Genomic DNA, 21372 nt, shown 5'->3' on the forward strand with positions numbered 1-21372 from the left:
CATATAATTAATAAATTTTTCCCATGCGGGCGTGCAGTCTTAAAGTTCCACCATTGTCGGCCGCGTCACCAAGGGCCGGTCTGCTGAGGAAAAAGGAGAAAGCAGCAATGTCGAACCAAGGTAAGTGCCCGTTCCACAACACATCCGGCGGTGGTACCAGCAATCGTGACTGGTGGCCGAATCAGTTGCGCGTGGACCTGCTCAACCAGCACTCGGATCGTTCGAACCCGCTCGGGGAGAAATTCAACTACCGCGAGGAATTCAAGAAGCTCGATTATTCCGCGCTCAAGGCCGATCTGAAAAACCTCCTGACCGACTCCCAGGACTGGTGGCCTGCCGACTGGGGCAGCTACGGCGGCCTGTTCATCCGCATGGCCTGGCACAGCGCCGGCACCTACCGCACCGTGGACGGCCGTGGTGGCGCCGGTCGTGGCCAGCAACGCTTCGCTCCGCTCAATTCCTGGCCCGACAACGTCAGCCTGGACAAGGCACGCCGCCTGCTGTGGCCGATCAAGCAGAAGTACGGGCAGAAGATTTCCTGGGCCGACCTGATGATCCTTGCCGGCAACGTCGCGCTGGAAGCCTCGGGCTTCCGTACTTTCGGTTTCGGTGCCGGTCGTGAAGACGTCTGGGAGCCGGACTACGACGTGAACTGGGGCGACGAGAAAGCCTGGCTGACCCACCGCGATCCGGAAACCCTGGCCAAGAACCCGCTGTCGGCCACTGAAATGGGCCTGATCTACGTGAACCCCGAAGGCCCGAACGCCAGTGGCGACCCGGCTTCGGCGGCGGCGGCGATCCGCGCCACCTTCGGCAACATGGCCATGGACGACGAGGAAATCGTCGCCCTGATCGCTGGCGGTCACACCCTCGGCAAGACCCACGGTGCCTCCGCAGCCAGCCATGTGGGTGTCGATCCGGAAGCCGGTGGTATCGAATCCCAGGGCCTGGGCTGGGCCAGCGCCTACGAAAGCGGCGTCGGTGCCCACGCCATCACCTCCGGCCTGGAAGTGATCTGGTCGCAGACGCCAACCCAGTGGAGCAACAACTTCTTCGAAAACCTGTTCAAGTTCGAATGGACCCAGACCCGCAGTCCGGCGGGTGCCATCCAGTTCGAAGCGCTGGACGCACCGGAGATCATGCCCGATCCGTTCGACCCGTCGAAAAAGCGCCGGCCGACCATGCTGGTGACCGACCTGACCCTGCGTTTCGATCCGGGCTTCGAGAAGATCTCCCGTCGCTTCCTCAACGACCCGCAGGCATTCAGCGAAGCCTTCGCCCGCGCCTGGTTCAAGCTGACCCACCGTGACATGGGGCCGGTGGCACGCTACCTCGGTCCGGAAGTGCCGCGTGAAGAGTTGATCTGGCAGGACCCGTTGCCCCGCCCGGTGCACAATCCGAGCGCGGCGGATATCGCCGACCTCAAGGCGAAGATCGCTCAGGCCGGCCTGTCGGTGGGCGAACTGGTTTCGGTGGCCTGGGCCTCGGCCTCGACCTTCCGCGGTGGCGACAAGCGTGGCGGCGCCAACGGGGCGCGCCTGGCCCTGGCGCCGCAAAAAGACTGGGCGGTGAACGAGATCGCCGTCGGCACCCTGGAGCGCCTCAAGGCGGTGCAGCAGGCGTCGGGCAAGGCATCGCTGGCCGATGTCATCGTGCTGGCCGGTGTGGTCGGTATCGAGCAGGCGGCGCAGGCGGCCGGCGTCAACGTCCAGGTGCCTTTCGCACCGGGTCGCGTCGATGCGCGCCAGGACCAGACCGACGTCGAGTCGTTCGAATACCTCGAACCGCTGGCTGACGGCTTCCGTAACTACCGCCGCAGCACCAGTGCGGCCACCACCGAATCGTTGCTGATCGACCGTGCGCAACTGCTGACGCTCACTGCGCCGGAACTGACCGCGCTGGTAGGCGGCATGCGGGTCCTGGGTACCAACTTCGATGGTAGCCGGCATGGTGTCTTTACCGATCGTGTCGGCGCGTTGAGCAACGACTTCTTCGTCAACCTGCTGGACATGAATACCGTCTGGAAAGCGGCGGATGACAGCAACGAAGTCTTCGAAGGCCGTGACCGCAAGACTGGCGAAGTGAAATACACCGCCACCCGCAACGACCTGGTGTTCGGTTCCAACTCGATCCTGCGGGCCTACGCCGAGGTCTACGCCAGCAGCGACGCCAAGGAGAAGTTCGCCCGGGACTTCGTCGCGGCCTGGACCAAGGTCATGAACCTGGACCGTTTCGACCTCGCCTGAGGGATCTACCGAAGTAAAGGAGGGCCCGGTGAAGTTCTGCTTCACCGGGCCTTTTTTCGTCCGTGCTTCCGGCTACAATGCCGCCCCCTCGATCCCTTTGCATACCCAGGTGCCCATGTCCGGCAATGCTCTCTACACCGACCTGTCGGGCTACTACGACCTGATGTGCGCGAATATCGACTACCGCGCGCAAAGCCACTGCGTGCAGCGCCTGCAGCAGTTGTTCGGCAACGGCGGCAAGCGCCACCTCGACCTCGCCTGCGGCACCGGTCCGCATGTCCGCCACTTCATCGATGCAGGTCATCAAAGTGCCGGACTGGATATCAACCAGCCGATGCTCGACAAGGCGGCGTTGCGCTGTCCCGAGGCGCATTTCTCGCTGGGCGACATGTGCGGCTTCACTGTGGCCGAGCCGGTGGACTTGATCACCTGCTTCCTGTATTCGGTGCATTACAGCGGCTCTGTTGAACGGCTCAAGGCATGCATCGCCAGCGTGCACGCGGCGCTGGAGGAGGGCGGGGTGTTCTGTTTCAACAGCGTGGACCGGCGGCGGATCGACAACGGCTCGTTCGTCTCCCACACCGCGACCCTGGATGATGCCCGCTTCACCTTCCGCTCGGCCTGGAATTACCCGGGTGAGGGCGAGCGGCAGGCCTTGCGGTTGAGTATCGAGCGCACGCTGGCGGGGCAGACCCAGGTCTGGCATGACGAGCACCCGATGGTAGCGGTGAGCTTCGACGAGTTGCAGGAACTGCTGGAGCCGTATTTCGAGGTGCATGTGCTGGAGCATGACTACGAAAAACTGGTGCCGTGGGATGGGGTTTCCGGGAATGGGTTGTTCGCCTGCGTAAAGCGCTGATATCAGCTGCCGACCACTGTGCTACCGGGTGGAGCATGCCGTTCATTCATGCCAGGAAGCCAATTCTGGCCCGTTCGTCTCGAAGTCCATGACCCTCCTTCCATGTGGTTGCATTTGGTGTTGGCTCAAGGCATTGTAAAGACGTTTGTCATTACAGGAGGGCAGGTGATGGCTTCCATCAATATTCGTGTCGACGATGAACTGAAAACCCTTGCATACAGCGAGCTTGAGCGGCTGGGAATCACGCCTTCAGAGTTTATGCGCCAGGCGCTGCAATATGTGGCGGAGCAAGGGCGGCTCCCTTTTCGGCCTGTGCTGTTGACGGAAGAGGATGAAGAACTGGTTGCAACTGTCCGCGAACGACTTGCCACTCCTCAGCGAGTGAAGGTTGAACTGGATGACTTATAGTCTTGAATTCGATAAGCGCGCACTGAAGGAATGACGAAAGCTTGGCGATACGGTGCGCAAGCAATTCAAGAAAAAGTTGGCAGAGATCCTTCTACAGCCTCGTATTGAGGCAAATCGCCTTCACTCACTACCTGATTGCTACAAGATCAAATTACGCAGCAGCGGGTATCGTTTGATCTATCAAGTGATTGATCAGGAGGTCGTCATTTTTGTGGTTGCGCTTGGTCGGCGAGATCATGACCAAGCCTATCAAAGCGCTGCTGAGAGGCTTGAGTAGCCGGTATGGCTGCTGCTGAGGCAGCCACACCAAGCTGGCGCAACCCGGTCGAGGTGGGAGCGGATTCATCCGCGATTGGGCGCGAAGCGGCCATAAAACCTAAAGCCCCGGTGTATCAGACAAACCTGGGACTTAGGTTTTACGACGGCTTCGCTGCCGATCGCGGATGAATCCGCTCCTACCCCGTCCGCTTAGTGCCTTCATCCTGTAGCTGACCTCAAAACCGCAAAACCCGCCCCACCCACCCGCGCCGCCGAGTTTCCTGCGGCTCTGGCCCGACCTCATCCACCACCACCGGCATATCCCGCAACCTCACCCAAGGCTCGCTTTGCCAATACAACAAACTCACCACCCGCTCGCCACCCCAGCGCATCTGCCCCAACCTCGGCCCACCATCCCCAGCCGCTCCCTGCCCATCCCGCAACACCGCCACCACCTCATGGGTCAGCCAGTGCCGCAATGACCGGTTCTCCGGCACATAGTGATGCGCCAGCAACGTATAGGCCCCGGACTCACTGACCATCAGCGCCTCTACCTCCCGGCCATAGCGCAACAGCCTCAGCGTGCGCCACTGATCCGGATCGAGCCGGCCGATGCAGCGCTCATCCACGAACCGGCCCATCAGACGGCCGAGTTCGCGGGCGCAGAACCAGGCCTGGGATTCGAGCCAGAGGGTGTGGAGAGGGCGGTTGTGGCGGGTAAAAAGAGTAGGTTCGTAGGTAACGGTCATGGTCGGCCTGCCAGTAATGGAAGAGCCGTTTCTGTCGGGAACGGATTGCCGCCGCGTGAGCGTTCTTAAGCGCTGAAGGCCAAAGCTAGGAAAGTAAAGGCTACCCGTCAATCTGTTGGGGTTGGTTTGACACACAAAGTAAAAAGGCTGCCCGAAGGCAGCCTTTTCCATAGAACAATGTGGTGCGAGCCCATCAATCCCAGCTCAACGCCCCACCCGTCTGATACTCGATCACCCGCGTCTCGAAGAAGTTCTTCTCCTTCTTCAAGTCCATGATCTCGCTCATCCACGGGAACGGGTTGGTAGTGCCTGGATATTCTTCCTTCAGGCCAATCTGCGACAGGCGACGGTTGGCGATGAACTTGAGGTAGTCCTCCATCATCGCGGCGTTCATGCCCAGCACGCCGCGTGGCATGGTGTCGCGTGCGTATTCGATTTCCAGCTGGGTGCCCTGCAGGATCATCTGCGAGGCTTCTTCCTTCATTTCGGCATCCCACAGGTGCGGGTTTTCGATCTTGATCTGGTTGATCACGTCGATACCGAAGTTCAGGTGCATGGATTCGTCACGCAGGATGTACTGGAACTGCTCGGCAACGCCGGTCATCTTGTTGCGACGGCCCATGGAGAGGATCTGGGTGAAGCCGCAGTAGAAGAAGATGCCTTCCAGGACGCAGTAGTAGGCGATCAGGTTGCGCAGCAGTTCCTTGTCGGTCTCGACGGTGCCGGTCTTGAATTCCGGGTCGGAGATCGAGCGGGTGTAGCGCAGGCCCCAGGCGGCCTTTTTCGCGACCGACGGGATCTCGTGGTACATGTTGAAGATCTCGCCTTCATCCATGCCCAGCGACTCGATGCAGTACTGGTAGGCGTGGGTGTGGATCGCTTCCTCGAAGGCCTGGCGCAGGATGTACTGGCGGCATTCGGGGTTGGTGATCAGGCGGTATACGGCTAGCGCGAGGTTGTTGGCAACCAGGGAGTCGGCGGTGGAGAAGAAGCCGAGGTTGCGCATGACGATGCGACGCTCGTCGTCGGTCAGGCCTTCCGGGCTCTTCCACAGGGCGATGTCCGCGGTCATGTTGACCTCTTGCGGCATCCAGTGGTTGGCGCAGCCGTCGAGGTATTTCTGCCAGGCCCAGTCGTACTTGAACGGGACCAGCTGGTTGAGGTCGGCGCGGCAGTTGATCATGCGCTTTTCATCGACCGCGACACGGGCAGCGGAGCCTTCCAGCTCGGCCAGGCCTTCGGCGATGTCCAGTTCGTCCAGCGCAGCCTTGGCGCGGACCACCGCAGCCGAGTCGTTGGCGGTGACGGCGCGGGCTTCGAGGGCGGCAGCGCCACCGGCACTGTCCAGCTTGTCGATGCCGGCAGCAGCGGAGTGGCCGGCAGCGCCGGTCTTGGCGACGGCTTCGCCGTCTTCTTTGTCGAATTCGTCCCAGCTCAGCATGGTGGGGTCTCCTGCTTGAGGGCCATGTTCAAAGTATGGCCGGTGGATCTTGGTTGCGTTGCTTGCGTCGGGGTACAGCAGTGCACGCAAAATCTGAGTGCCGAAGCGCAGGCTTCGGTTTTGTTGTTTCTGGCCCAGGCAACGAGGCGCCCCGCAGGACGCCTCGATTCACCTTACTGGCAGGCCTCGCAGTCCGGCTCGTCGATGGCGCAGGCCTTCGGCACTGGCGCTGGAGCCGGTTCTGCCGCCGGTGCGGCCTTGGCCTGGACCGGGGCGCTGCTGTCGCCACCACTGGACACGGCGTTGAGCTTGCCGGTGGTGATGGTCGACTTCTCGGTGCTGGTCGCGGCCAGGGCACGGAGGTAGTAGGTGGTCTTCAGGCCACGGTACCAGGCCATGCGGTAGGTCACGTCGAGCTTCTTGCCCGAAGCGCCGGCGATGTACAGGTTCAGCGACTGTGCCTGGTCGATCCACTTCTGGCGGCGGCTGGCGGCGTCGACGATCCACTTGGTTTCCACTTCGAAGGCAGTGGCGTACAGGTCCTTCAGCTCTTGCGGGATACGCTCGATCTGCTGCACGGAACCGTCGTAGTACTTCAGGTCGTTGATCATCACCGAGTCCCACAGGCCGCGCGCCTTGAGGTCGCGAACTAGGTACGGGTTGATCACGGTGAATTCGCCGGACAGGTTCGATTTCACGTACAGGTTCTGGTAAGTCGGCTCGATGGACTGCGAGACGCCGGTGATGTTGGCGATGGTCGCGGTCGGCGCGATGGCCATGATGTTCGAGTTGCGGATACCTTTCTGCACGCGCTCGCGCACCGGTGCCCAGTCCAGGGTCTCGTCCAGGTTGACGTCGATGTACTTGGCGCCACGGGCTTCGATCAGGATCTGTTGCGAGTCCAGCGGCAGGATGCCCTTGGACCACAGCGAACCCTGGAAGGTCTCGTAGGCACCGCGCTCGTCGGCCAGGTCACAGGAGGCCTGGATGGCGAAGTAGCTCACCGCTTCCATGGAACGGTCGGCGAACTCGACGGCCGCGTCGGAACCGTAGGCGATGTGCTGCAGGTACAGCGCGTCCTGGAAGCCCATGATGCCCAGGCCGACCGGACGGTGCTTGAGGTTCGAGTTGCGAGCCTGCGGCACGGAGTAGTAGTTGATGTCGATCACGTTATCCAGCATGCGCACGGCGGTGTGCACGGTGCGTTGCAGCTTGGCGTGGTCGAGCTTGCCGTCGACGATGTGGTTCGGCAGGTTGATCGAGCCCAGGTTGCAGACCGCGATCTCGTCCTTGTTGGTGTTCAGGGTGATCTCGGTGCACAGGTTCGAACTGTGGACCACGCCCACGTGCTGCTGCGGGCTGCGCAGGTTGCACGGGTCCTTGAAGGTCAGCCATGGGTGGCCGGTCTCGAACAGCATCGAGAGCATCTTGCGCCACAGGTCCTTGGCCTGGATGGTCTTGAACACCTTGATCTTGTTGTACTCGGTCAGGGCTTCGTAGTACTCGTAGCGCTCTTCGAAGGCCTTGCCGGTCAGGTCGTGCAGGTCCGGCACTTCCGATGGCGAGAACAGGGTCCACTTGCCGTCTTCGAAGACGCGCTTCATGAACAGGTCAGGGATCCAGTTGGCAGTGTTCATGTCGTGGGTACGACGACGATCGTCACCGGTGTTCTTGCGCAGCTCGATGAATTCTTCGATATCGAGGTGCCAGGTTTCCAGGTAGGCGCAGACCGCGCCCTTGCGCTTGCCGCCCTGGTTGACCGCGACGGCGGTGTCGTTGACCACTTTCAGGAACGGCACGACGCCTTGCGATTTGCCGTTGGTGCCCTTGATGTAGGAGCCCAGCGCGCGCACCGGAGTCCAGTCGTTGCCCAGGCCACCGGCGAATTTCGATAGCATGGCGTTGTCGTGGATCGCATGGTAGATGCCCGACAGGTCGTCCGGGACGGTGGTCAGGTAGCAGCTCGACAGCTGTGGACGCAGGGTACCGGCGTTGAACAGGGTCGGGGTCGAGGCCATGTAGTCGAAGGACGACAGCAGGTTGTAGAACTCGATCGCACGGGCTTCACGGTCTTTCTCGCCGAGGGCCAGGCCCATGGCGACGCGCATGAAGAACACCTGCGGCAGCTCGAAGCGCACGCCGTCCTTGTGGATGAAGTAGCGGTCGTAGAGGGTCTGCAGGCCGAGGTAGGTGAACTGCTGGTCGCGCTCGTGGTTGATCGCCTGGCCGATGCGCTCCAGGTCGAAGCTGGCCAGGGCCGGGTCGAGCAGCTCGTATTCCACGCCCTTGGCGATGTAGGCCGGCAGCGCCTTGGCATACAGGTCGGCCATCTCGTGGTGGGTGGCGCTCTCGGCGACCTCAAGGAAGCCCAGCGCTTCGGCGCGCAGGGTGTCCATCAGCAGGCGGGCGGTGACGAAGGAGTAGTTCGGCTCGCGCTCGACCAGGGTACGGGCGGTCATCACCAGGGCGGTGTTGACGTCCTTGATGGCCACGCCGTCGTAGAGGTTCTTCAGGGTTTCGCGCTGGATCAGGTCGCCATCGACTTCGGCCAGGCCTTCGCAGGCTTCGGAAATGATGGTGTTCAGGCGGTTCATGTCCAGTGGCGCGAGACTGCCGTCGGCCAGGGTGATGCGGATGCTCGGGTGCGGCTGCACCACGGCGTCGCTGCTGCCACGGTTGGCGCGCTCGCGGGCACGCTGTTCGCGGTAGATCACGTAGTCGCGGGCGACTTTCTGCTCGCCGGCACGCATCAGGGCCAGTTCAACCTGGTCCTGGATTTCTTCGATGTGGATGGTGCCGCCGGACGGCATGCGGCGCTTGAAGGTGGCGGTGACCTGCTCGGTCAGGCGCGCGACGGTGTCGTGGATGCGCGACGAGGCGGCAGCGGTGCCGCCTTCAACTGCGAGGAACGCTTTGGTGATGGCAACGGTGATCTTGTCGTCGGTGTAGGGAACGACAGTGCCGTTGCGCTTGATCACGCGCAGTTGGCCGGGGGCGGTCGCTGCCAGATCCTGGGTCGAATCGGCGGCCTGCGGCGCCTTGGCCTGCGGGTTCTCGCGAGTTGTGTCGGTGTGCATGGGTGTCTCCACGTTCTCTATGTTTATTCAGGCGCCGGATAGGCACCCACCGTTCCATCCAAAGGTCCGACAGGCATCTGCCGCAGGCGTGGCTCGAAAGCACTCGCGCCGCGACAGGGCGTGCACCCGACTTCGGGACGGATCAGGAAAAAGGGGCATTCGCATGCCGCTCCCTGGCCGAAGTCAAAAGTCTTGGGTCGCCGACCCAAAATCTGTTGCTGTGCGGATGTGCGGCACTGGCCGGCGCCATCCATACCCGGAACAACGCCCTCTGAGGGCTTGCAACGGTCGCCTCCGCAGGAGCGGTTTGGCTGCTGAAATCACCTAAAGTTCAAGCAAAAAAAACAGCCACTGAAAGGCTTGAGTTCGATGCTTGACTTGTGCTTGGGATTTTGATGAAAACCCAAGATGTAGTGTTTTGCTGTGAGTGAGATACAAGATAATGCGGTATCGACCCTATTGCAAGGCGACGATCTGTGGATAACTTGTGTGTAGTTTGTGAGTGAAACTGGACAAAACGCTGTAGGCCGCGTCCTATCGGGAGAAGACCGCCTGTCATCCTTTTTTCATGTAGGAAAAGGCGACAGAGGATTTTTTGCGGGCGCGAACCCTATCACAAAAAGCCCCCTCCACAGCGATCGCTGGCAGGCAAATTGCGTGCCCATGGCAAGCGGTTGGCAGTGCCCGGGGTGCCACGTAGTATCCGCTGCCGATGTTGCCTTTTGGCGACAGGATTCCAATAACAACGAAACGCAGGAGTGGGGCCGTGGAGCAGCGAAGCTGTCAGGTATTGATCGTCGAGGATGACCAGCGTCTTGCCGAGCTGACCCGCGAATACCTTCAGGCCAACGGTTTCAGCGTCGAGGTCGAGGGCGACGGGGCCAAGGCCGCCGCGCGCATCATCAACCAGCAGCCGGACCTGGTGATCCTCGACCTGATGCTTCCCGGCGAAGACGGCCTGAGCATCTGCCGCAAGGTGCGCCAGCGCTATCCGGGGCCGATCCTCATGCTCACCGCACGCAGCGATGACCTCGACCAGGTCCAGGGCCTCGACCTTGGCGCCGACGACTATGTGTGCAAGCCGGTGCGCCCGCGCCTGCTGCTGGCGCGGATCAACGCCCTGTTGCGCCGGGCCGAGCCGCCTGCGGTCGAAGAACAGTTGCGCAGCGTGCAGTTCGGCCCGCTGCGGGTCGATAACACCTTGCGCGAAGCCTGGCTGGGGGATGCCGTCATCGAGCTGACCGGCGCCGAATTCGACCTGCTCTGGCTGCTGATCAGCAACGCCGGGCGCATTCTTTCCCGGGAAGAGATCTTCACTTCCCTGCGCGGCGTCGGCTACGACGGCCAGGACCGTTCCATCGACGTCCGTATCTCGCGCATCCGTCCGAAGATCGGCGACGACCCGATCCATCCACGGATGATCAAGACCATCCGCAGCAAGGGCTACCTGTTCGTGCGCGAGGCCGCCGAGACGCTGGATCGCAACCCATGAACTCGATCTTCCTGCGCATCTACGGCGGAATGCTCGCCGTGCTGGTGCTGGTGGCGGTCCTCGGTACCCTCAGCCTGCACCTGCTCAACGAAGTGCGCGCCGGACAGTACCGCGAGCGCCTGGCCCACGGCACCTTCACCCTGATGGCCGACAACCTGGCACGGATGAACGGCGTCGAGCGTACCCGTGCCCTGGCCCTGTGGGAGCGCCTGCTGGGGATTCCGTTGGCCGTGCAGACCAGCGCCGATGCCCATCTCGATGGTAGCCAGCGCACCCGCCTGCAACGCGGCCAGGTGCTGGTGGAGCATCTTGGTCCGCACCAGGCCCGGGTGGTCAGCCAGCTCAAGGGCCGTGACCTGGTGCTGACCGGCGAAGTGCAGCAGATCAGCGAGCAACTGGCCCGGGCCACCATCTACCTGCTGGTGGACGAACTGGTGCGCTACCCGGTGGCCGAGCAGGCCCGGCGTCTGGCGGAGCTGAAAGAGAGCAAGGGCTTCGGGTTCGACCTGCGCCTGCTGGCGCAAGGCAACGCGGATATGGATGACGACCAGCGTCGCCGGGTCGAGGAGGGCGATACGGTGATGGCCCTGGGCAAGGATGGCGATTCGATCCGCGTCTTCGCCGGGATCGCCGGTACACCCTGGGTCCTGGAGATCGGCCCGCTGTACCAGATGAACCCTTATCCGCCGCAACTGCTGGTGCTGATCGCCGTGCTCGGGTTGAGCCTGATCGGCCTGGTGGTCTACCTGCTGGTGCGCCAACTGGAACGGCGCCTGTCGCAGGTCGAAGTGGCCGCCACCCAGATCGCCCAGGGCAGCCTGGACACCCGGGTGGTCGTCGAGGGTGCCGATTCGGTGGGGCGCCTGGCCGAGGCTTTCAATGGCATGGCCGAACACCTGCAACGCTCACTGACCATCCAGCGCGAGCTGGTGCGTGCCGTTTCCCATGAGCTGCGCACCCCCGTGGCGCGGCTGCGCTTCGGCCTGGAAATGATCGCCAGTGCCAGTACCGAGCAGGCCCGCGACAAGCACCTGGCCGGGATGGACAGCGATATCCAGGACCTCGACAAGCTGGTGGACGAGATGCTCATGTACGCCCGCCTCGAGCAGGGGGCGCCAGCCCTGCATTTCCAACGGGTCGACCTCGATGCGTTGCTCGATCAGGTCATCGCCGAGCTGGCCCCGTTGCGGCGTGAGGTGCGGGTGCTGCGCGGTGCCTCACAGGACAGCGGCGAGGGCGCCTGGGTGGAGGCCGAACCGCGCTACCTGCACCGGGCCCTGCAGAACCTGGTGAGCAATGCCATGCGCCACGCCGAGGCGCAGGTCGTCCTCAGTTATCAACTGGGCCTGCAGCGCTGCCGCATCGATGTCGAGGACGACGGCCCGGGCGTGCCGGAAAGTGCCTGGGACCGGATTTTCACCCCCTTCACCCGGCTCGACGACAGCCGTACCCGTTCATCCGGCGGGCATGGCCTGGGCCTGTCGATCGTCCGGCGAATCATCTACTGGCACAACGGTCGGGCCCTGGTGGGCCAGAGCCAGCGGCTTGGCGGCGCCTGTTTCAGCCTGAGCTGGCCGCGAGAGCAGCCGGGGCCGGGCGGAGAATGAAGATCAGACCGCGATCAGGCTGAGTACCTGGTCGCCCATGCGGCAGAACTGGCCATGCACTTCGCGGCCGTGGTGCCAGTGCTCGGACAGGTCGGTGAGCAGGCGCAGGCGGGCGGAGCCGTCGTCGGACCATTCCAGCACTTCGGCGTGTTCGAAGTAGAAGCGCTTGAGCACCAGCGGATAAAGGGCCTTGAACAGGCTTTCCTTGAGCGAGAAGGTCAGGGTCACGCCCAGGCTCTGGCGGGCCGGGTCGAGACGCTGGAGTTCGGCTTCGGTGAGGATTTCCTTCGCCAGCCGTGCGGCGCGCTCGTTGTCGAGCAGGGTCTCCTGGTCGAGGCCGAGGCCCTGGCAGTCCTTCTTGTGGGCGACCACGGCGGCGGCCCAACCCTTGCCATGGGTAATGGAGCCGGTGATATCGGCGGGCCAGATCGGCGCGCGGTCGTCGCCGGTGGGCGGCACGTAGAGACGCCCATCCAGATGCTGCAGGGCGGCGCGGGCGCAGGCCCGGCCGGCCAGGTACTCGGCCTGGCGCTTGGCGACCGAGCGCTGCAGGGCGGGCGTCTGTTCGATCGCGGCGCGCTGGAAGTCGTCGGCGCGCAGGGCGGCCGGGTCGAAGGTGCAACTGACCAGTTGCGCGCCGGGGACCGGGCGGGCCAGGGGCCAGTGGTGCTGGAGGGGGGAGCAGCAGGCGGGGAGTCGGTTCATGGCGGGTATTCTAGAGCCGAAGCTGCAAGCCGCAAGCTTCAAGCTGCAAGAGAAAGCGGCGGTGATGCCGGTTGCTCTTCTTGCCACTTGTTGCTTGAAGCTTGCCGCTGTGATCAGAAGATCTTCTTGAAGAACGCCTGCAGATCCGCCCACGAACTTTCGTCCGCCGCCTTGTTGTAGCCAATGTCCGGCCCGCCATGTTCGCCATGGCTCAAGCGATCGGCATCCGGATTGGTAAACCCGTGCTTGGCCCCCTGGATGCTGACGAACTCATAGGTCGCGCCGGCGGCGTCCATTTCCTTCTTGAAGTCCAGCACCTGCTCCGGGGTGACCATGCTGTCCGCCGCGCCATGTTCCACCAGGATCCTGGTCTTCACGCTACCGGGCGTCGCTGGCGTGCTGGTCACCAGCGCGCCGTGGAAACTCGCCACGCCGGCCAGCGATTCCCCGCGCCGTGCTGCGTCCAGCACCACCTTGCCACCGAAGCAATAGCCGATGGCGGCGATCCGCGCCTTGTCGGTCTGCGGTTGCAGCTTGAGCAGTTCGACGCCTGCATCGAAACGCCTGGCTGCCGCCGCCGGGTCCTTGAGCGCCGCCTGCATGAAGCCCATGGCATCCGCCGGGTGCTCGGTGTTCTTGCCGTCGCCATACATATCGATGGCCAGTGCGCTGTAGCCCAGGGCGGCGAGGTCGCGGGCGCGGCGCTTGGCGTAGTCGTTCAGCCCCCACCATTCGTGCACCACCACCACGCCCGGCACCGGGCCCTTCACCGCATCGTCGTAGGCGTAATAGCCGACCAGGCGCTTGCCGTCGGCGTCCTGATAAGGAATCTCGCGGGTCTGCACGGCAGCCTGGGCCAGCCCGGCGGCGCCCAGCAGGGCGGCAGCAAGCAATAAACGCATGATCGGTACTCCTGTTCTCTGAATCATGGATAAGCGAAACATCGATGACGTTCAGCCCCGGTTCAGGCGGGGTTCAGCCGCGGTTCAGGGCCGGGTTCCTACTCTAGCCTCCACACCTCAACCGCGCACCACCCTGGAGAACATCATCATGAAAAGCCTCAATACCCTGCTGGCCGCACTGACCGTCCTCGGCGCGAGCATGAGCGTCCAGGCCGACGATACCTTCGCCGGCCTCACCTATGGCCAGACCAGCGACAAGGTCCGCAAGTCCAGCGGCCTGGAGCAGAACCTCGGCAACCAGAATACCGATGGCATCATCGGCAAGGACGATACCTGGGGCGTGCGCCTCGGCCGGATCAACGACGACGGTCGCTACTACGCCACCTACGACAACGTTTCAGGCACCCACAACGGCCTTAAATTGCGTCAGGAGAATCTGCTCGGCAGCTACGATCTGTTCTATCCGCTGGGTAGCAGCACCAAGCTGTTCGGCGGTGCCAGCGCCGGCCTGACCAAGCTGACCCAGGACTCTCCGGGCGCCAGCCGCGACAGTGATATCGGTTATGCAGTCGGCCTGCAGGGCGGCGTGCTCCAGCAGGTCAGCGATAACGCCTCGGTGGAGCTGGGCTACCGTTACCTGCGCAGCAACGCCAGTACCGACCTGGGCGAGCGCGGCGAGAGCAAGCAAGGGGCACTGCGCCTGACCAGCAGTGCGCAGACCTACCTCTCGGCCAACTACAGGTTCTGAGCCCATGTTGCCTGAGCCGGCCCCATCGAGCGGGGCCGGTTCGCTGTTATGCTGCGTAACGCATTGCCAAGGGAGAAACCGATGAAATTGCTGGTGGTCGAGGACGAAGCGCTGCTGCGCCACCACCTCCAGACCCGCTTGACCGAGAGCGGCCATGTGGTCGAAGCCGTGGCCGACGCCGAAGAGGCGTTGTACCAGGCCGGGGAGTTCAACCATGACCTGGCCATCGTCGACCTCGGCCTGCCGGGGATGAGCGGACTGGAGCTGATCGGCCGCCTGCGCGCCCTCGACAAGACCTTCCCGATCCTGATCCTGACCGCCCGCGGCAACTGGCAGGACAAGGTCGAGGGATTGGCTGCCGGGGCCGACGACTACCTGGTCAAGCCGTTCCAGTTCGAAGAGCTGGAGGCCCGCCTCAATGCCTTGTTGCGCCGCTCCAGCGGCTTCACCCAGGCCACCATCGTCGCCGGCCCGCTGCGCCTGGACCTCAACCGCAAGCAGGCGGTGCTGGACGAGCAGCCGCTGGCGCTGACCGCCTACGAATACCGCATCCTTGAATACCTGATGCGCCATCACCAGCAGGTGGTCGCCAAGGAGCGGCTGATGGAACAGCTCTACCCCAACGACGAGGAACGCGACCCCAACGTCATCGAAGTGCTGGTCGGTCGTTTGCGGCGCAAGCTCGAAGGCGATTGCGGCTTCAAGCCGATCGATACCGTGCGGGGCCTGGGCTACCTGTTCACCGAGCGCTGCCGGTGATCCGTTCCCTGCGGGTGCGGCTGATGCTGGCGGCGGCGGTGCTGGCGCTGCTGTTCATGCTGGCGCTGCTGCCGGCGTTGCAGAAAACCTTCAGCCTGGCCTTGCAGGAGTCCATCGAGCAGCGCCTGGCTTCGGATGTGACCACGCTGATTTCCGCCGCCCGGGTGGAAAACAATCGCCTGAGGATGCCGGTACTGCTGCCGGACGAACGCTTCAACCTTCCCGACAGCCGCCTGCTCGGCTACATCTATGACCGCGACGGGCGGCTGGTCTGGCGCTCGCGGGCCACCGCCAACGAAAACATCAACTATCAGCCGCGCTATGACGGGCGTGGCAACGAATTCGCGCGAATCCGCCAGGACGACGGCGAGGAATTCTTCGTCTACGACGTCGAGGTCAAGCTGCTCGGCGGCAAGAGCGCCGCGTTCAGCATCGTTGCCCTGCAGCCGGTGCGTGAATACCGGCAAACCCTGGATGGCCTGCGGGAAAAGCTCTATCTCGGCTTTGGTGCCGCCCTGCTGGTGCTGATGCTGCTGCTCTGGGCCGGATTGACCTGGGGCCTGCGCTCGCTGCGGCGAATGACCGTGGAGCTGGACGAGATCGAATCCGGCGCCCGTGAAGGGCTCAGCAGCGAGCATCCACGTGAGCTGCTGCGCCTGACCCGTTCCCTCAACCGCCTGCTGCGCAGCGAGCGCGAGCAGCGCGGGCGCTATCGCGACTCGCTCGGCGACCTGGCCCATAGCCTGAAAACGCCGTTGGCGGTATTGCAGGGCGTCAGCGAGGGCATGGCCCAGCGTCCGGCGGACCGCGAGCAGGCGCGGGTCCTGCAAGGGCAGATCGAGCGCATGAGCCAGCAGATCGACTACCAATTGCAGCGCGCCAGCCTGCGCAAGAGCGGCCTGGTGCGCCACCAGGTGCACCTGCGACCGATGCTCGACAGCCTGTGCGGGACGCTGGCCAAGGTCTACCGCGACAAGCAGGTCGCGGTCGGTTACGACATGCCCGACGATGCACGGGTGCCGATGGAGCAGGGCGCCTTGATGGAATTGCTCGGCAACCTGCTGGAGAACGCCTGGCGCCTGTGCCTGGGCCAGGTGCGCATCGGCCTGCGCGAGGTCGATGGCGCGCTGGAACTGAGCATCGAGGACGATGGCCCCGGCGTACCGCCGGACCAGCGCGAGCGCATCCTCCAGCGTGGCGAACGGCTCGACCGCCAGTACCCGGGGCAGGGCATCGGGCTGGCTGTGGCCAAAGACATCATCGATAGCTACGACGCGCGCCTGACCCTCGGGGACTCCTCCCTCGGCGGCGCCGCCTTCCGTATCCGCTTCACTTCCGACTGACGGCGGGCGGATATCCGCCAACCTGGCCTGGCGAAATTCCGCCCCGGGCGGAAATCCGCCAACTCAGGCCCCATCGCGTGCCACCTGTTTGTGCGAGAAAGTCCCGTAAATGCAGGGGCTGCACCGCAAAAGCGCAAATTGGCATCGGGCTTGCTATGAAGCTCGCAGAGTTCTGCCACGCAGCTCGACACAACAAATCCCTCCAATGCAGGAGGGTTCGCGATTCAGGTACCCCGCGTCCTGGGAAGGACCGGCCGGTGCCCTTGAGGAACATAGCCATGACGACAGCCCGTCAGCCACTGTACAAATCGCTTTATATCCAGGTGTTGGTAGCGATCACCATCGGTATCCTCCTCGGCCATTACTACCCTGAAGCCGGCGTTGCCCTGAAACCCCTGGGTGACGGCTTCGTCAAACTGATCAAGATGGTCATCGCCCCCATCATCTTCTGCACTGTGGTGAGCGGTATCGCCGGCATGCAGAGCATGAAGTCGGTGGGCAAGACCGGCGGCTACGCGCTGCTGTACTTCGAGATCGTTTCCACCATCGCCCTGATCATCGGCCTGGTCGTGGTCAACGTGGTCAAGCCGGGCGCCGGCATGCACATCGACGTGTCCACCCTGAACGCCAGCAGCGTGGCCGCCTACGCCGCCGCCGGTGCGCAGCAGACCACCGTCGGCTTCCTGCTCAACATCATCCCGGCCACCGTGGTCGGTGCCTTCGCCAACGGCGACATCCTGCAGGTGCTGATGTTCTCGGTGATCTTCGGCTTCGCCCTGCATCGCCTGGGTTCCTACGGCAAGCCGCTGCTGGAAATGATCGACCGTTTCGCCCATGTCATGTTCAACATCATCAACATGATCATGAAGCTGGCCCCGATCGGTGCGTTCGGTGCCATGGCCTTCACCATCGGCCAGTACGGCGTGGGTTCGCTGGTGCAGCTGGGCTACCTGATGGCCTGCTTCTACATCACCTGCGTGCTGTTCATCCTGGTCATCCTCGGCGGTATCGCGCGTGCCCACGGCTTCAGCGTGCTCAAGCTGATCCGCTACATCCGTGAAGAGCTGATGATCGTGCTGGGTACTTCCTCCTCGGAATCCGCCCTGCCACGCATGCTGACCAAGATGGAGCGCCTGGGTGCGAAGAAATCCGTGGTTGGCCTGGTGATCCCGACCGGCTACTCGTTCAACCTCGACGGTACCTCGATCTACCTGACCATGGCCGCGGTGTTCATCGCCCAGGCCACCGACACCACCATGGACATCACCCACCAGATCACCCTGCTGCTGGTGCTGCTGGTTGCCTCCAAAGGTGCTGCGGGCGTTACCGGTTCGGGCTTCATCGTCCTGGCGGCAACCCTGTCGGCCGTAGGTCACCTGCCGGTTGCCGGCCTGGCCCTGATCCTCGGTATCGACCGCTTCATGTCCGAAGCCCGTGCCCTGACTAACCTGATCGGCAACGCCGTGGCGACCGTGGTCGTGGCCAAGTGGGTCAAGGAACTGGACGAAGACAAGCTGCACAAGGAACTGGATTCCGGTGGTTCGCCGCTGGTTGAAAGCCGTCCGGTCGACGACTTGGGCGTAGCTGAAGGTCCTGCCGTTCGCTAAGCGAATCGTGTGATGCAAAAAGCCCATCTTCGGATGGGCTTTTTCATGTCTGCCTGAAGGAACACTGCGGACCCTGTGGGAGCGGGTTCACCCGCGATTGCGGTGGTGGATTCACCGCCGTAATCGCGGGTGAACCCGCTCCCACAGGGGATCTCATTCCACCCTCACTTCCCCGGTGAACACGAGCGTCTGCCGGCACCGCCGACACAGATACCGCCGTCCCTTGCGCACCAACCCATGGCGCTGCGCCGAAAACGGGAAATCACTCCCGGCACACGGACACCGGTAGATATACCGGGTCACCGTGCGCCGCTGCACTTCATAGTTGTGGCAACGATTCGGCGGCAGTTCATACACGCCGCGCATGATCAACTGCCATTCTTCGCCATGGGGCTGGATACGGTCACCGAACAATTGATGGGCAACCAGGTGCGCGACCTCGTGGGCCACGGTCTGGCGCAAAAAGTCCTCGGCATTCTCGCGGTACAGCTGCAGGTTGAAGCGCAGCAGGTTCTCGTGCAGGTGGGCGACACCGGCTTTCTGCCCGCGCAGCTTGAAGCTGACCTCGGGGCGCTGGAAGGGACGTTTGAAAAAGGCTTCTGCTTGCTTGTAGCAGTCTTCGACGCGGGTTTTGAGCAGCTCTGGCATGCGTGACGGTACTCCTGAGGCGGCCGATTATGCCGCAACCGCCGAAGCGCTGCCGAGACCGCCCGTCTGCACATGAAATCGGGCCGCCCGAAGGCGGCCCGTGGTGTTGCCCCTATGCTGGCATCTTTCTAATTGGTGTAGACCGGTCCCACGCCCAGTCCCCAGGTGATCACGGTAAAGGCCATGATGGCGACCAGCACCACCAGCCCCACCGCCAGCACCGAACTGGAGAACAGGAAGCCTTCGTCTGACGGAATGTTCATGAAGGTCGGCAACCCGACATACAGCAGGTACACCGTGTAGCAGATGGCCGCCGTGCCGACGATCATCCCCAGCCACAGGTGCGGATAGAGCGCCGCCAGGCCGCCGATGAACAGCGGGGTCGCGGTGTAGGTGGCGAACGCGATGCATTGCGCCAGGCTCGGGTTGGCATCGTAGGTGCGTGCCATCCAGTGGATGAACGCGCCCATGACCGCGACGCCGGCAAGCATGGCGACGTACGACATCAGGGTCATCCACAGGGCGCTGTCCATGGTCAGCATGACCGGTGCGCGCTCGCCGATGACCCAGCCGACCTGGGTGGTGCCGATGAACGCCGATACCGCAGGGATGGCTGCCAGTATCAGGGTGTGGGTGAGGTACATGTGGCTGATGGTTTCTTCTTCGCCACGGATTTCCCGCCATTCCTGGTCAGGATGGGTGAACAGCCCAACAACGTGATGGATCATGCCAATCACTCCTACGCCGTTTCCAATCGCCCCCCAGTGGAGCGCTTGCTAGCCCGCAAGGCACGGGCCGGACAGGACAGGCCGCTATCGTTGCGGTCTTATGTCGCAGTATAGGAAGGCGTTCGTCGCACAAATCCGCTTTTTTAGAGCAAATCGCGCTCTAAGCGCCGTGCTTGATTTCCTTGCAGTCTTTATCGGATGGGTCTGTGTCGCGCGGCGGTTTGTGCGTAAAATACGCGCCTTTTGTCACACCTCGCGGATTCAAGCGCCATGGGCACCCTTTCGGTCAATCAGAACAAGCTGCAGAAACGCCTGCGCCGTCTCGCCGGCGAAGCCATCACCGACTACAACATGATCGAGGATGGCGACAAGGTCATGGTCTGCCTGTCCGGCGGCAAGGACAGCTACACCATGCTCGACGTTCTGCTGCACCTGCAGAAAGTGGCGCCGATCAAGTTCGAGATCGTGGCGGTGAACATGGACCAGAAGCAGCCCGGCTTCCCCGAGGAAGTGCTGCCGGCCTACCTGAAGACCCTGGGCATCGAGTACCACATCGTCGAAAAGGACACCTACTCGGTGGTCAAGGAGCTGGTCCCGGAAGGCAAGACCACCTGCTCGCTGTGCTCGCGCCTGCGCCGCGGCACCCTGTACACCTTCGCCGACGAGATCGGCGCGACCAAGATGGCCCTCGGTCACCACCGCGACGATATCGTCGAAACCTTTTTCCTCAACATGTTCTTCAACGGCACCATGAAGGCCATGCCGCCCAAGCTGCGGGCCGACGACGGCCGCAACGTGGTGATCCGCCCGCTGGCCTACTGCTCGGAGAAGGACATCCAGGCCTACTCGGACATGAAGGAATTCCCGATCATCCCGTGCAACCTCTGCGGCTCCCAGGAAAACCTGCAGCGCCAGGTGGTCAAGGAGATGCTGGTGGAGTGGGAACGCAAGTCACCCGGGCGGACCGACAGCATCTTCCGCAGCCTGCAGAACGTGGTGCCGTCGCAACTGGCCGACCGCAACCTGTTCGACTTCACCAGCCTGCGCATCGACGAGACCGCGGCCCCGCGTTTCCTCGACGTGCTGAATATCTGACCCATGCGCGACTACCAATGGCTGCATGAGTATTGCCTGAACCGCTTCGGCTCCGCCGCCGCGCTGGAAGCGTACCTGCCGCAACCGAAGACTTCGGCGCAACTGCGCGCGATCAGTGACGACCGCTACCTCTCGACCCTGGCCCTGCGCGTATTCCGCGCCGGGCTCAAGCACAGCCTGGTGGACGCCAAATGGCCGGCGTTCGAGCAGGTGTTCTTCGGCTTCGACCCGGAGAAAGTGGTGCTGATGGGCGCCGAGCACCTGGAGCGGATGATGCAGGACACCCGCCTGATCCGCCATCTGGGCAAGCTCAAGAGCGTGCCGCGCAATGCGCAGATGGTGCTGGATGTGCAGAAGGAGAAGGGCAGCTTCGCGGCGCTGATCGCCGACTGGCCAGTGACCGATATCACCGGGTTGTGGAAGTACCTGGCCCGGCATGGCAACCAGTTGGGCGGGCTGTCGGCACCGCGGTTCCTGCGGATGATGGGCAAGGATACGTTTATCCCGACCGACGACATGTCGGCGGCGTTGATTGCCCAGGAGGTGATCGACAAGAAGCCGACCAGCTTGAAGGACCTGGCGCAGGTGCAGGCCGCTTTCAATCAGTGGCATGCCGAGAGTGGCAGGCCGCTGTGCCAGTTGTCGGTGATGCTGGCGCATACCGTCAACCATTGACGGCCTCATCGCTGGCAAGCCAGCT

At 63.1% G+C, this 21372-nt stretch carries 18 protein-coding genes and 1 pseudogene; 12 read left to right on the forward strand and 7 right to left on the reverse strand.

Annotated features, from left to right (window positions below; genetic code table 11):
• The first annotated feature begins 107 nt into the window (after window positions 1-107).
• The 4 genes and pseudogenes from katG to ACPFMA_RS06770 all read left to right on the forward strand — a co-directional run bounded on the left by katG (window position 108) and on the right by ACPFMA_RS06770 (window position 3790).
• Window positions 108-2246 (forward strand): catalase/peroxidase HPI, encoded by a 2139-nt coding sequence (gene katG / locus ACPFMA_RS06755; RefSeq protein WP_420059292.1) that lies wholly within the window; start codon window positions 108-110, stop codon window positions 2244-2246.
• 115 nt (window positions 2247-2361) lie between these two features.
• Window positions 2362-3105, forward strand: a complete 744-nt coding sequence (locus tag ACPFMA_RS06760; protein WP_420059298.1) for a class I SAM-dependent DNA methyltransferase — start codon at window positions 2362-2364, stop codon at window positions 3103-3105.
• 168 nt (window positions 3106-3273) lie between these two features.
• Entirely contained in the window at window positions 3274-3513 is a 240-nt protein-coding gene (locus ACPFMA_RS06765; RefSeq protein WP_420059291.1) for a type II toxin-antitoxin system RelB/DinJ family antitoxin, read from the forward strand.
• Window positions 3503-3790, forward strand: a pseudogene (locus ACPFMA_RS06770) (type II toxin-antitoxin system RelE family toxin). The gene ACPFMA_RS06765 and the pseudogene ACPFMA_RS06770 overlap by 11 nt, the downstream one beginning before the upstream one ends.
• Window positions 3791-4007: 217 nt before the next feature.
• On the opposite strand, the gene ACPFMA_RS06775 reads toward ACPFMA_RS06770, so the two are convergent.
• The 3 genes from ACPFMA_RS06775 to ACPFMA_RS06785 all read right to left on the reverse strand — a co-directional run bounded on the left by ACPFMA_RS06775 (window position 4008) and on the right by ACPFMA_RS06785 (window position 9038).
• Window positions 4008-4520 (reverse strand): BRO-N domain-containing protein, encoded by a 513-nt coding sequence (locus tag ACPFMA_RS06775; protein WP_425929890.1) that lies wholly within the window; start codon window positions 4518-4520, stop codon window positions 4008-4010.
• A gap of 193 nt (window positions 4521-4713) precedes the next feature.
• On the reverse strand, window positions 4714-5961 hold the full coding sequence (locus tag ACPFMA_RS06780) for a ribonucleotide-diphosphate reductase subunit beta (protein ID WP_009398010.1): 1248 nt from the start codon (window positions 5959-5961) through the stop codon (window positions 4714-4716).
• 173 nt (window positions 5962-6134) lie between these two features.
• On the reverse strand, window positions 6135-9038 hold the full coding sequence (locus ACPFMA_RS06785) for a ribonucleoside-diphosphate reductase subunit alpha (protein ID WP_279897944.1): 2904 nt from the start codon (window positions 9036-9038) through the stop codon (window positions 6135-6137).
• A gap of 766 nt (window positions 9039-9804) precedes the next feature.
• Here ACPFMA_RS06785 and ACPFMA_RS06790 point away from each other — a divergent pair.
• The gene (locus ACPFMA_RS06790; RefSeq protein ID WP_009398006.1) at window positions 9805-10530 is read left to right on the forward strand and encodes a response regulator transcription factor; all 726 of its coding nucleotides are present in this window, start codon (window positions 9805-9807) and stop codon (window positions 10528-10530) included.
• Window positions 10527-12137 carry an ATP-binding protein gene (locus ACPFMA_RS06795; RefSeq protein ID WP_420059288.1) on the forward strand — a complete coding sequence of 537 codons (1611 nt, stop codon included), beginning with the start codon at window positions 10527-10529 and terminating at the stop codon, window positions 12135-12137. Before ACPFMA_RS06790 ends, ACPFMA_RS06795 begins: the two co-directional genes overlap by 4 nt.
• 3 nt (window positions 12138-12140) lie before the next feature.
• Here the strand turns inward: ACPFMA_RS06795 and ACPFMA_RS06800 are convergent, their stop codons facing one another.
• Both ACPFMA_RS06800 and ACPFMA_RS06805 read right to left on the reverse strand, forming a co-directional pair.
• Window positions 12141-12842 (reverse strand): 4'-phosphopantetheinyl transferase family protein, encoded by a 702-nt coding sequence (locus ACPFMA_RS06800; RefSeq protein WP_425929891.1) that lies wholly within the window; start codon window positions 12840-12842, stop codon window positions 12141-12143.
• A gap of 113 nt (window positions 12843-12955) precedes the next feature.
• A complete protein-coding gene (locus ACPFMA_RS06805; protein ID WP_064305029.1) occupies window positions 12956-13744 on the reverse strand; it encodes a dienelactone hydrolase family protein in 789 nt (262 codons plus the stop codon).
• Window positions 13745-13892: 148 nt separating this feature from the next.
• On the opposite strand from ACPFMA_RS06805, the gene ACPFMA_RS06810 reads away from it, so the two are divergent.
• The 4 genes from ACPFMA_RS06810 (at window position 13893) to ACPFMA_RS06825 (ending at window position 18201) form a co-directional block, all read left to right on the forward strand.
• A complete protein-coding gene (locus tag ACPFMA_RS06810) occupies window positions 13893-14492 on the forward strand; it encodes an outer membrane protein (RefSeq protein ID WP_009397998.1) in 600 nt (199 codons plus the stop codon).
• An 81-nt stretch (window positions 14493-14573) separates the two neighbouring features.
• Window positions 14574-15251: a response regulator gene (locus tag ACPFMA_RS06815; RefSeq protein WP_009397996.1), complete on the forward strand. Its 678-nt coding sequence runs from the start codon at window positions 14574-14576 to the stop codon at window positions 15249-15251.
• A complete protein-coding gene (locus tag ACPFMA_RS06820) occupies window positions 15248-16594 on the forward strand; it encodes an ATP-binding protein (protein WP_064305028.1) in 1347 nt (448 codons plus the stop codon). The genes ACPFMA_RS06815 and ACPFMA_RS06820 overlap by 4 nt, the downstream gene beginning before the upstream one ends.
• Window positions 16595-16872: 278 nt before the next feature.
• Window positions 16873-18201: a dicarboxylate/amino acid:cation symporter gene (locus tag ACPFMA_RS06825; protein WP_009397990.1), complete on the forward strand. Its 1329-nt coding sequence runs from the start codon at window positions 16873-16875 to the stop codon at window positions 18199-18201.
• A 153-nt stretch (window positions 18202-18354) separates the two neighbouring features.
• Here ACPFMA_RS06825 and ACPFMA_RS06830 read toward each other — a convergent pair whose 3' ends face one another.
• Together ACPFMA_RS06830 and ACPFMA_RS06835 are read right to left on the reverse strand one after the other, a co-directional pair.
• Window positions 18355-18849, reverse strand: a complete 495-nt coding sequence (locus ACPFMA_RS06830; RefSeq protein ID WP_009397989.1) for a SprT family zinc-dependent metalloprotease — start codon at window positions 18847-18849, stop codon at window positions 18355-18357.
• Between the two features lie 128 nt (window positions 18850-18977).
• On the reverse strand, window positions 18978-19577 hold the full coding sequence (locus ACPFMA_RS06835; RefSeq protein ID WP_064305027.1) for a Yip1 family protein: 600 nt from the start codon (window positions 19575-19577) through the stop codon (window positions 18978-18980).
• 270 nt (window positions 19578-19847) lie between these two features.
• Between ACPFMA_RS06835 and ttcA the strand changes: the two genes are divergently transcribed.
• Together ttcA and ACPFMA_RS06845 are read left to right on the forward strand one after the other, a co-directional pair.
• Window positions 19848-20672 (forward strand): tRNA 2-thiocytidine(32) synthetase TtcA, encoded by an 825-nt coding sequence (gene ttcA / locus ACPFMA_RS06840; protein WP_009397987.1) that lies wholly within the window; start codon window positions 19848-19850, stop codon window positions 20670-20672.
• A 3-nt stretch (window positions 20673-20675) separates the two neighbouring features.
• On the forward strand, window positions 20676-21347 hold the full coding sequence (locus ACPFMA_RS06845; protein ID WP_064305026.1) for a DNA-3-methyladenine glycosylase I: 672 nt from the start codon (window positions 20676-20678) through the stop codon (window positions 21345-21347).
• Window positions 21348-21372 lie beyond the last annotated feature (25 nt).

Origin of the sequence: Pseudomonas sp. NyZ201, from assembly GCF_049860765.1 — a bacterium.
In the GTDB taxonomy this organism is placed as follows: Bacteria; Pseudomonadota; Gammaproteobacteria; order Pseudomonadales; family Pseudomonadaceae; genus Aquipseudomonas; species Aquipseudomonas bharatica.

Excerpts from the sequence above, each read along its gene's own strand:
- ACPFMA_RS06780 (WP_009398010.1), bottom strand. The coding sequence starts at position 5,961 with ATGCTGAGCTGGGACGAATTCGACAAAGAAGACGGCGAAGCCGTCGCC.
- ACPFMA_RS06825 (WP_009397990.1), top strand. The coding sequence starts at position 16,873 with ATGACGACAGCCCGTCAGCCACTGTACAAATCGCTTTATATCCAGGTG.
- katG (WP_420059292.1), top strand. The coding sequence starts at position 108 with ATGTCGAACCAAGGTAAGTGCCCGTTCCACAACACATCCGGCGGTGGT.
- ACPFMA_RS06845 (WP_064305026.1), top strand. The coding sequence starts at position 20,676 with ATGCGCGACTACCAATGGCTGCATGAGTATTGCCTGAACCGCTTCGGC.
- ACPFMA_RS06805 (WP_064305029.1), bottom strand. The coding sequence starts at position 13,744 with ATGCGTTTATTGCTTGCTGCCGCCCTGCTGGGCGCCGCCGGGCTGGCC.
- ACPFMA_RS06795 (WP_420059288.1), top strand. The coding sequence starts at position 10,527 with ATGAACTCGATCTTCCTGCGCATCTACGGCGGAATGCTCGCCGTGCTG.
- ACPFMA_RS06800 (WP_425929891.1), bottom strand. The coding sequence starts at position 12,842 with ATGAACCGACTCCCCGCCTGCTGCTCCCCCCTCCAGCACCACTGGCCC.
- ACPFMA_RS06830 (WP_009397989.1), bottom strand. The coding sequence starts at position 18,849 with ATGCCAGAGCTGCTCAAAACCCGCGTCGAAGACTGCTACAAGCAAGCA.
- ACPFMA_RS06835 (WP_064305027.1), bottom strand. The coding sequence starts at position 19,577 with ATGATCCATCACGTTGTTGGGCTGTTCACCCATCCTGACCAGGAATGG.
- ACPFMA_RS06765 (WP_420059291.1), top strand. The coding sequence starts at position 3,274 with ATGGCTTCCATCAATATTCGTGTCGACGATGAACTGAAAACCCTTGCA.
- ACPFMA_RS06760 (WP_420059298.1), top strand. The coding sequence starts at position 2,362 with ATGTCCGGCAATGCTCTCTACACCGACCTGTCGGGCTACTACGACCTG.
- ACPFMA_RS06785 (WP_279897944.1), bottom strand. The coding sequence starts at position 9,038 with ATGCACACCGACACAACTCGCGAGAACCCGCAGGCCAAGGCGCCGCAG.
- ttcA (WP_009397987.1), top strand. The coding sequence starts at position 19,848 with ATGGGCACCCTTTCGGTCAATCAGAACAAGCTGCAGAAACGCCTGCGC.
- ACPFMA_RS06810 (WP_009397998.1), top strand. The coding sequence starts at position 13,893 with ATGAAAAGCCTCAATACCCTGCTGGCCGCACTGACCGTCCTCGGCGCG.
- ACPFMA_RS06815 (WP_009397996.1), top strand. The coding sequence starts at position 14,574 with ATGAAATTGCTGGTGGTCGAGGACGAAGCGCTGCTGCGCCACCACCTC.
- ACPFMA_RS06775 (WP_425929890.1), bottom strand. The coding sequence starts at position 4,520 with ATGACCGTTACCTACGAACCTACTCTTTTTACCCGCCACAACCGCCCT.